Annotated in this window: 5 protein-coding genes; all 5 read right to left on the minus strand. The window is 41.1% G+C overall.

Annotation, left to right across the window (positions count from 1 at the left end; translation table 11 throughout):
- On the minus strand, positions 1 to 1,294 hold a 1,294-nt coding region (locus E1176_RS09890; RefSeq protein ID WP_155210450.1), incomplete at its 3' end, for a M20/M25/M40 family metallo-hydrolase.
- 64 nt (positions 1,295 to 1,358) lie between these two features.
- Positions 1,359 to 2,669: a TolC family protein gene (locus tag E1176_RS09895; protein WP_155210451.1), complete on the minus strand. Its 1,311-nt coding sequence runs from the start codon at positions 2,667 to 2,669 to the stop codon at positions 1,359 to 1,361.
- Positions 2,666 to 5,728, minus strand: a complete 3,063-nt coding sequence (locus E1176_RS09900; RefSeq protein ID WP_155210452.1) for an efflux RND transporter permease subunit — start codon at positions 5,726 to 5,728, stop codon at positions 2,666 to 2,668. Before E1176_RS09900 ends, E1176_RS09895 begins: the two co-directional genes overlap by 4 nt.
- On the minus strand, positions 5,721 to 6,797 hold the full coding sequence (locus tag E1176_RS09905) for an efflux RND transporter periplasmic adaptor subunit (RefSeq protein WP_155210453.1): 1,077 nt from the start codon (positions 6,795 to 6,797) through the stop codon (positions 5,721 to 5,723). Before E1176_RS09905 ends, E1176_RS09900 begins: the two co-directional genes overlap by 8 nt.
- Positions 6,798 to 6,977: 180 nt before the next feature.
- The gene (locus tag E1176_RS09910) at positions 6,978 to 7,787 is read right to left on the minus strand and encodes a M57 family metalloprotease (protein ID WP_155210454.1); all 810 of its coding nucleotides are present in this window, start codon (positions 7,785 to 7,787) and stop codon (positions 6,978 to 6,980) included.
- Positions 7,788 to 8,077 lie beyond the last annotated feature (290 nt).

Here is an 8,077-nt window from a genome sequence, read left to right on the forward strand (position 1 = left end):
TACCGTATGTCAATCTGTACATAAGGATGGCTGCCCTTTTAGCTTGAACAGAGAGTTTACTCAAATCACCAGTTTCGTTAATCGTATGGTCATCTGCTCCACTCAAACCCATTCCATCGATCGCCATATCAACATGACCGGAAGTGAATGAAACATCTGCAGCGCCTGCATTGCGTGGGTTAACAGGATCGACTTTTCCGAAACCTAAATCTTCACTCACATTGCTATAGTAACTGAGTAGCTTTCGGTTGCCATCAGAAGGGGCAAGGGGAGGGTAGCCTCCTGGATTAAAGGTAAGCTCTGCCGAAGTGCCGGGATAGTTATTTGAAGCAATCTCTTTCATGATCTTCCGAGCTTTTTCTAATTGCTCTAATGATACTGCCCTGATATCTCCAGTGACAGTCACTTCCTGTGAAACTACATTGCTTTTGCCATAAGCGGTACCGCCACTTTTTTCGGCATCATAAGTAGTGCTTGTACCACCTAAGATTACTCCGGGATTAAACGTGAGGTTTTCTTCGGTTGATAGTTGTTTATAAAATTCATTCAATATTCTGGAAGCTTCGTAAATGGCTCCAACGCCTACTTTTTCAGTAAAAACCTGTGAGGAGTGGGCAGCATTACCTGTGACTTGGAGTTTCCAGCCTGCAGACCCTCTTCGAGAGACAACAATTGTTTTGGGGTCACCATCGGCATTTTCAAAAGCAAGGGCGATGTCTGCTCTCTTGGCGCCTTCTACCAGGTTTTTTTTAGATAATTCCAGAGGACTGCCACTCTTTTCTTCATCGCCAGTCATCACCACTTCTACCTGCATTTTGTCCAAAAGGTTAGCTTCTTTCAAAGCTTTTAAGGCCATAATTATAATTACATCGCCACCTTTCATATCTGCTACGCCCGGGCCTTTGAGGATGGTGTCATTCAACATTTGATATTCCTGAAATGGGCTATCTGGCTCAAATACTGTGTCTAAATGACCAATCAATAGCATTTTAGGCCCTTTTGAGCCTTTATTTACGGCTACAAGGTGCCCGGCACGGTTGAATGGCTTACCATCCACCCATTTTGTTTCCATACCGAGGGCATCAAACTCTTTGATCAACACCTGGCCCACTTGTCTTACACCTTCAAAATTCATGGTGCCGCTGTTCATGTTAATAATCTCCTTAAGTAGCTCAGTGTACTTTTCTAAGTCTTTATCTACAGCCTTTACGATTTTCTTTTCGGTTTTTGAAAGTTGACCAAATGCTACCGAAGAAATACATAGGATGAGTATAAGTGAATATAGCGTGCGCATAGGTTTTAAGTTTTAATTGATTGTCTTTGAAGATACTTAAAAAAACAGAGCCTTAAAACCTGACTTATTGCTTTTGCATCAATTGACCGCTCAGAAACTTGAGTTCGATTTCCGCTAGTTTAGCGGCAAAAGCAGCATTTTGTAGACGAAGCTCAGCGTTGATTAGATTTACTTGAGCTTCCCTTAGTTCTATTGGGTTACTAAGCCCTATCTGATATCGCTCCTGAGCAATCTCATTATTTTCTTTAGCTACTTCTACGTTTTCTTCTTCCAGCGTCATAAGGTTGAGATTATTTCGGTAATTGATATATCTCGAACGGGCAGCTGTTACTAACGATAATAATTGTTCCTGGTAGGCCAATTGACTATTATCGATTTGAATTTGAGCATTTTGAACCCTTCTTTGCACATTGAAACCATCGAATAATGTCCAGGAAGCGGTTACTCCGTAGGAGAGGTCGTCAGAAGTGCTTTCTATTGCAAAGCCAGCCGGGGACTCTGATTGGCTATGTGTAAAAGCTGCAAACAAATTAACCTGTGGATATCGATCGCTTTCATTAATTTCCTTCTCCTTCATAGCTATAGCCTGCTCTCGTCTCAAAACGGTTAATTGTGGGTTGGCTGTTTCTATACTATTGATAATATCAGCCAGATCTATATTTTGGTCATTTTGGAGATTATAATTTAGTTCAAACTCTATCGTGTCTCCCGACATAGCCATGAGCTCTAGCAAGTCAAGCTTTCTTAAATTGAGCGCTTCCATTTGTCGCACTTTAGCTGTTTTATCAGAATTTAAATCCACTTGCGCCTGTAAATATTCTAGTTTAGATGCTTTGCCTAGCTCGTATTTATCTTTAGCAACTCTAAGTCTATCCTCTGATAGCTCTATGTTATTTTTAGAAAGCCTTAACCTTTCATTTTCTAAAGCAGCCTGGTAGTAAGCGATAGCAACACTAAACGCTACTTGCTCAACCTGTACTCTAAATTGATCATCTAACTGCAATGAAATAGCCTCTAATTGATCATAGGTTTTAAACATTCTTAATCCATCAAACAAAGTCCAGTTTAATGATGCACCGTAAGATGTACGTTGACTTCTTGCTCCGGATACCGATTGCTCCTGACCTGTGGTTAATTCTCGTTCAAAGGATTGTCGTCCATAGGTACGATCAGCATTTGCTGTGAGTGTAGGTAAAAAACCTGCATTGCCAATGGTTAAATTATTGGCAGAGATGTCTTTATTGTTTCTAGCAATCTTGATACCGTAGTTATTTTCTAATGCAGTAGCAAGAGCTTCTTCGAAAGACAAGGGAATCTGAGCTGAGCTCGAGCCACACCATATCAGGGTGCACATTATGATCGTAAACTTTCTCATACTCTGGCTTTTCTCTTTTGCGTACCTGTAATGTAAGTATATACCGCGGGTATTACGAATAGGGTAAGTATAGTGGCGAAGAGCATTCCTCCAATTACCGCAACGCCCATCGAAACACGGCTTTCGGCACCAGCCCCAAGTGCCAGGGCGATTGGCAAAATACCTAAAATGGTAGAAAGACTGGTCATTAAAATAGGCCTGAAACGTGCTTTTGCCGCTCCTACAATAGCATCATAGATACTCATGTCTTCCTGAGCTTTTCTTTGATTAGCAAACTCAACGATAAGAATACCATTTTTAGTTACCAATCCGATAAGCATAATGATCCCTATCTGACTAAAGATATTAAGTGTTTCTCCAAAAAAGTATAGCGATAGGAGCGTGCCTGCCAAAGCAAGTGGCACGGTAAACATAATAATGAGTGGGTCTCTGAAGCTTTCAAACTGAGCAGAAAGTACCAGGTAAATGAGTATTAAGGCAAAACCAAAGGCAAAATAAAGGTTGCCAGAGCTTTGCTGAAACTCCAAAGAATTACCTGCCAGGGCGGTAGAGAAACTGCCGTCCAATACTTTTGCTGCGACTGCATCCATGGTGTTAATGCCTTCACCCAGGCTGTATCCGGGGTTTAAACTTGCTGAAATAGTGGCTGAAGCAAAACGATTGTACCGATACAATTGGGGAGGGGTACTTTTCTCACTCAAAGTGACAAGATTATCCATTTGTATAAGGCCGCCATCACTATTTTGTACATAAATTGACTTAAGGTCTAAAGGGTCATCACGGTCATCACGCTCAACCTGGCCAATTACCTGATACTGCTTGCCATCTTTTATAAAGTAGCCAAAACGCTGACCGCTTAAAGACAGCTGAAGTGTTTGAGCCACGTTTCTTACAGAAACACCTAAATCTCTCGCCTTATCTCTATCAATTTCGATGTTGATTTCAGGTTTGTTAAACTTGAGGTCAACGTCTACAAAACCAAATACTCCGGTGGCATTCGCCTCTTCAATAAATGAGGGTATCACCTCTTTTAGTTTTTCCAGGTTGGGTGCCTGTAGTACATACTGCACAGGAAGGCCTCCACGTCTATTTCCAATACTTTGAGGTTCTGATACAAAGGCCCGGGCCCGTGTGTTTTGAGAAACTTTTGGCTTTATTGCATTTACTATTTCGGTTTGTCCTCGTTTTCTGTTTTCGGCATCCACCAAATTAATCACTGCAAAACCAGAATTGACACTCGATGAGGCTCCAAAACCCGGGGAAGTAATCGTAAGTACAGATTCGTTTTCGGGTACTTCTTCCTGGACCAAATCTGTAATCTGATCCATGTAGAAATCCATATATTCAAAGGTAGCTCCCTCCGGACCAGTGGCGTAAATACGGAAATTACCGCGGTCTTCCATGGGTGCCAATTCCTGATCAATATTTTGGTTGAGAAAGTAAATACCAGCGCCAGAAAGCACAATGATGATAAAGGCTAACCATCTCACTTTCATAAATCGTTCTAAAACAGTAGCATAGCCTTCGTTTAACCAAACGAAAAAAGGTTCAGTTTTCCTGTATATCCATTGCTTTCTTTTTCGCTTTTTAAGCATGTTAGATGAAAGCATAGGGGTGAGGGTCAGTGCCACAAAACTGGATATGATTACGGCTCCTGCTACAGTTACTCCAAATTCTCTAAAAAGTCTACCTGTAAGTCCTTCTAAGAAAACAATCGGGAAGAATACTGAAGTAAGTGCTACGGTTGTACTTATTACCGCGAAGAAAATCTCGCGCGTTCCCTGCTTACCCGCTTCGTGTGGTTCTTCTCCATTTTCAATTTTTGAGTAGATGTTTTCTAATACCACGATGGCATCGTCAACTACAAGTCCGATCGCCAATACAATACCAAGTAGGGTGAGTACATTGATAGAAAAGCCAAAGGCATACATCAAAAAGAAGGAACCTATCAAAGCAATTGGTACAGTTATAATCGGTATAAATGTGGTTCTCCAATCTCTTAAAAAGAGAAAAATGATGAGTGCTACCAGGCCGAATGCCACGTAGATGGTTTGCTCTACCTCTGCGATAGACTCAGTAATGTATTCTGTATTATCAAACGAAATTTCAGTTTCGATATCTGCAGGAAGATTTTTTCTAATAGACTCAAGCCGCTTATAAAATTCCTCGGAGATTTCTAAGTTATTAGTTCCTGGCTGAGGTCTCAAAACCACGATAACCATCGGAATACCGTTGTTTTTTAGAATGGTGCGCTCGTTTTCAGGGAAAAACTCAGCACGACCGATGTCGCTAAATTTTGTAACTCCACTATCATCTTCTTTGATGATTAGGTCGTTGAACTCACCAGGTGTATTTAACCTGCCTAATGTTCTCACGGAAAGTTCAGTAGATTTACCCTCTATTCTACCGGAGGGTAATTCCAGATTTTGAGCATTGACGGCATTGAGCACATCTAGCGGTGTGATTTTATAGGCTGCTAATTTTACCGGATCCATCCACAACCTGATAGAGTAGCGCTTATCTCCCCAGATGCTTACCTCGCTCACTCCCGGTATTGTTTGGAAGTTTTCCTTGAAAGAATTACTGGCCAGTTCTGATAGTTCTAAAAGATTTCGTTTTTCGCTAAATACTCTCACACCGATAATAGGTGAGGAGTCAGCATCGGCCTTGGAAACCACCGGAGGTTCAGCATCTGGTGGTAAACTACGAACAGCCCTGGATACTTTATCCCTTACATCATTGGCTGCTGCTTCCAGGTCGCTGTCAAGACCAAACTCTACTCTTATCGTACTTCTACCATCTCTGGAGGTAGAAATGAGTGATTTAATACCAGCAATACCGTTTATCGATTCTTCCAGCGGTTCTGTAATCTGGGTTTCGATAATTTCTGCATTAGCACCTGCATAACTCGTTGAGACTGTAATGATCGGAGGATCAACACTGGGATATTCTCTCACACCCAAAAAATTGAAACCCACAACACCCATTATAATTATGAGTAATGACATCACGATGGCGAGAACCGGCCGATCGATACTTATATTAGAAAGACTACTCATAAGTTACTTCACCTAAATTCAACCCTACTTCCATACCTGGCCTTATTTGTAAAATTCCTGTGGTCACTACAGTATCTCCATCATTGAGGCCAGTAGTCACCTGCACTTTGTCGGCTGTTCTTATTCCCGTTTCTACCACTCTGTTAGCTACCAGTCCATTTTCTATGACAAATACTTTTTTACCGTCAAGTTCGGGGATTACAGCCTCGGTAGGCACAAGAAGTGCAGTTTCAAATGTGCTAATGGTAAGGGCGATCTTTGCAAATTGACCTGGGAGTAGTTTGTTCTCCAAATTGTCACTCACTGCCCGAAGCTTAATCGATCTGGTTTGCGGATCAATTTGTGGTTCAATAGCATAAATTTCTCCATTAAATCTTTCTTCATAAGCGTCTACAGTAAAACTGATTTTATCGCCCTCATTTACCTCAGAAGTATATTTGCCCGGAATGCTAAAGTCGACTTTAATTGGGCTTATATTATATAAAGTCGCTATTTGGTCAGATGGGTTTAAGTAGCTCCCCTGGCTTATTTGTCTCAAGCCAATGATTCCATCAAAAGGCGCTTTAATCTTGTGTTGCTGAATTTGTACTCGCTTTACCTTTATCTCAGCCCGAGAGGTATTTAATGTGGTAAGTGCTGTTTCGTACTCCTCTTTACTAATAGCTTCTTTGGCTAGCAGCTGTTTCTGTCTGTACTCTATATCTTCATTAAGCTTTTGTGTGAATTGCAGTTTTTCTAATTCTGCCTGTAGCTCATCATCATTGAGTTGCACCAAAACCTGTCCTTTTCTCACTTTTTGCCCCTCTTTAAACAAGATTTTATCAACAATTCCGGATACTTCAGAGCGTAAGGTTACAGATTCGTTGGCGACCAGAGAACCCGTTACTTTTAGGTCATTGTCTAGTGCTCGGTTTTTAACTACCACGGCAGAAACTGTCAATTTACTTTCGGTAGGCTCATCTTGAGTCGGAGCTGATTCTTCCTCACCAAGATTTAATCGGGGAATTATGATAAAACCAAGGCATATAAGTACAATAATGGCAATGGTTATTTTTGTAGAAGTCTTCATGATTACTTTAATAGAAGTCAAAGTAACGTGAAATTGTTTAGAGGGGACTTGCTAAACTACATTGGTGGGAATAGCTTGTGATGGAGGGTTTTAAAAATTTCAAAGTGGTAACATTGAAATAAAAGAGGGCTGCAATTATGCAGCCCTCTTGGTTTAGGTTTAGGTAGAAATAAATACTTATTAATACAGATTGCTAAGTGCGGTTTTGTCATTATTTGTAAAAGGTCTATCACCTTCAGGGCTTCCGCAAGCAAGCATCCATGAGTTAGCATCAGGGCCTGTAGGTGTACCGGCAATATGATTAGCACCTACATCACTAGCGCCTTCATTATCAGGAGCTCCACCACAGCTATAGCTTCTGTCCATATAGTCTGTGTGTCTGAAACCGATGCAATGTCCCATTTCGTGTGCAATAGTAGTTGCAAGACCATTGATATTGCTCACATTGTCATAATACCCTCTTGTCATAAGAATCTCATTGTGAGGGTTTCCAGAAGCGGTTGGAAAACCTGCAGAACCAAGGATGCCGAACCATCTGTAATACCAGGGAGATGCTTTAATTACGATATCAGCATTAGAAGAACTTGATACTTGCTGGAAGGTCAGTTGCAGGCCTTCGGCATTGTATCTGTCAATAGCGATATCAGTTGCATCTTTGTACTTCTGAGGCATGTTTACATACACTCTGATCGTACGTGGCGTAGCAGTTACCAGATTGTCGGTGCTGTAATGCTCGACACTTGGTACACCATTTGGTCCAGACAGATTCATAATCTGATCTTTGGTGAGAACAATGTCCCTTTCAACAAAGTAGTTGTCTTCGTAGCGTTTTACGTCAAAATCCACTGTGTTGAATCCGGCAGCGTTCAATCTGTTGATAATGTCTTGTGACACTTCCTGTGGTTCAGGTTGAATTGCCTCTTCTTGCTGCTCGCAAGACCAAAGGCCAATCACTAATAGAGCTGCTGCCCATAAGTTTAACTTTCTCATCTTTTGTTTGGTTTAAGGTTTAGAAATAATTCCTTAATATATGAGATTGAGAGAGTTATTAAAAGTAGATTCTTACCCAGAACTTACATGGCTAAGAAAAGCTTAATGATTTAATAATTATGGAGTTACAATTTCTCAGCTACTCCCTTATAAGTAAATTGATATGACTGTGCGGTATCTGTGCCGGTCGCTTCAGCTTCGATAGATAATAGCCATTTACCGTCCTTAAATTCGCCCTTAATTACTCCTGAGGTAATAGGGTTATAACCAGCATCTTCACATCTGCAATG

The sequence above is a fragment of the Fulvivirga aurantia genome, from assembly GCF_009711475.1.
GTDB classification, from domain to species: domain Bacteria; phylum Bacteroidota; class Bacteroidia; order Cytophagales; family Cyclobacteriaceae; genus Fulvivirga; species Fulvivirga aurantia.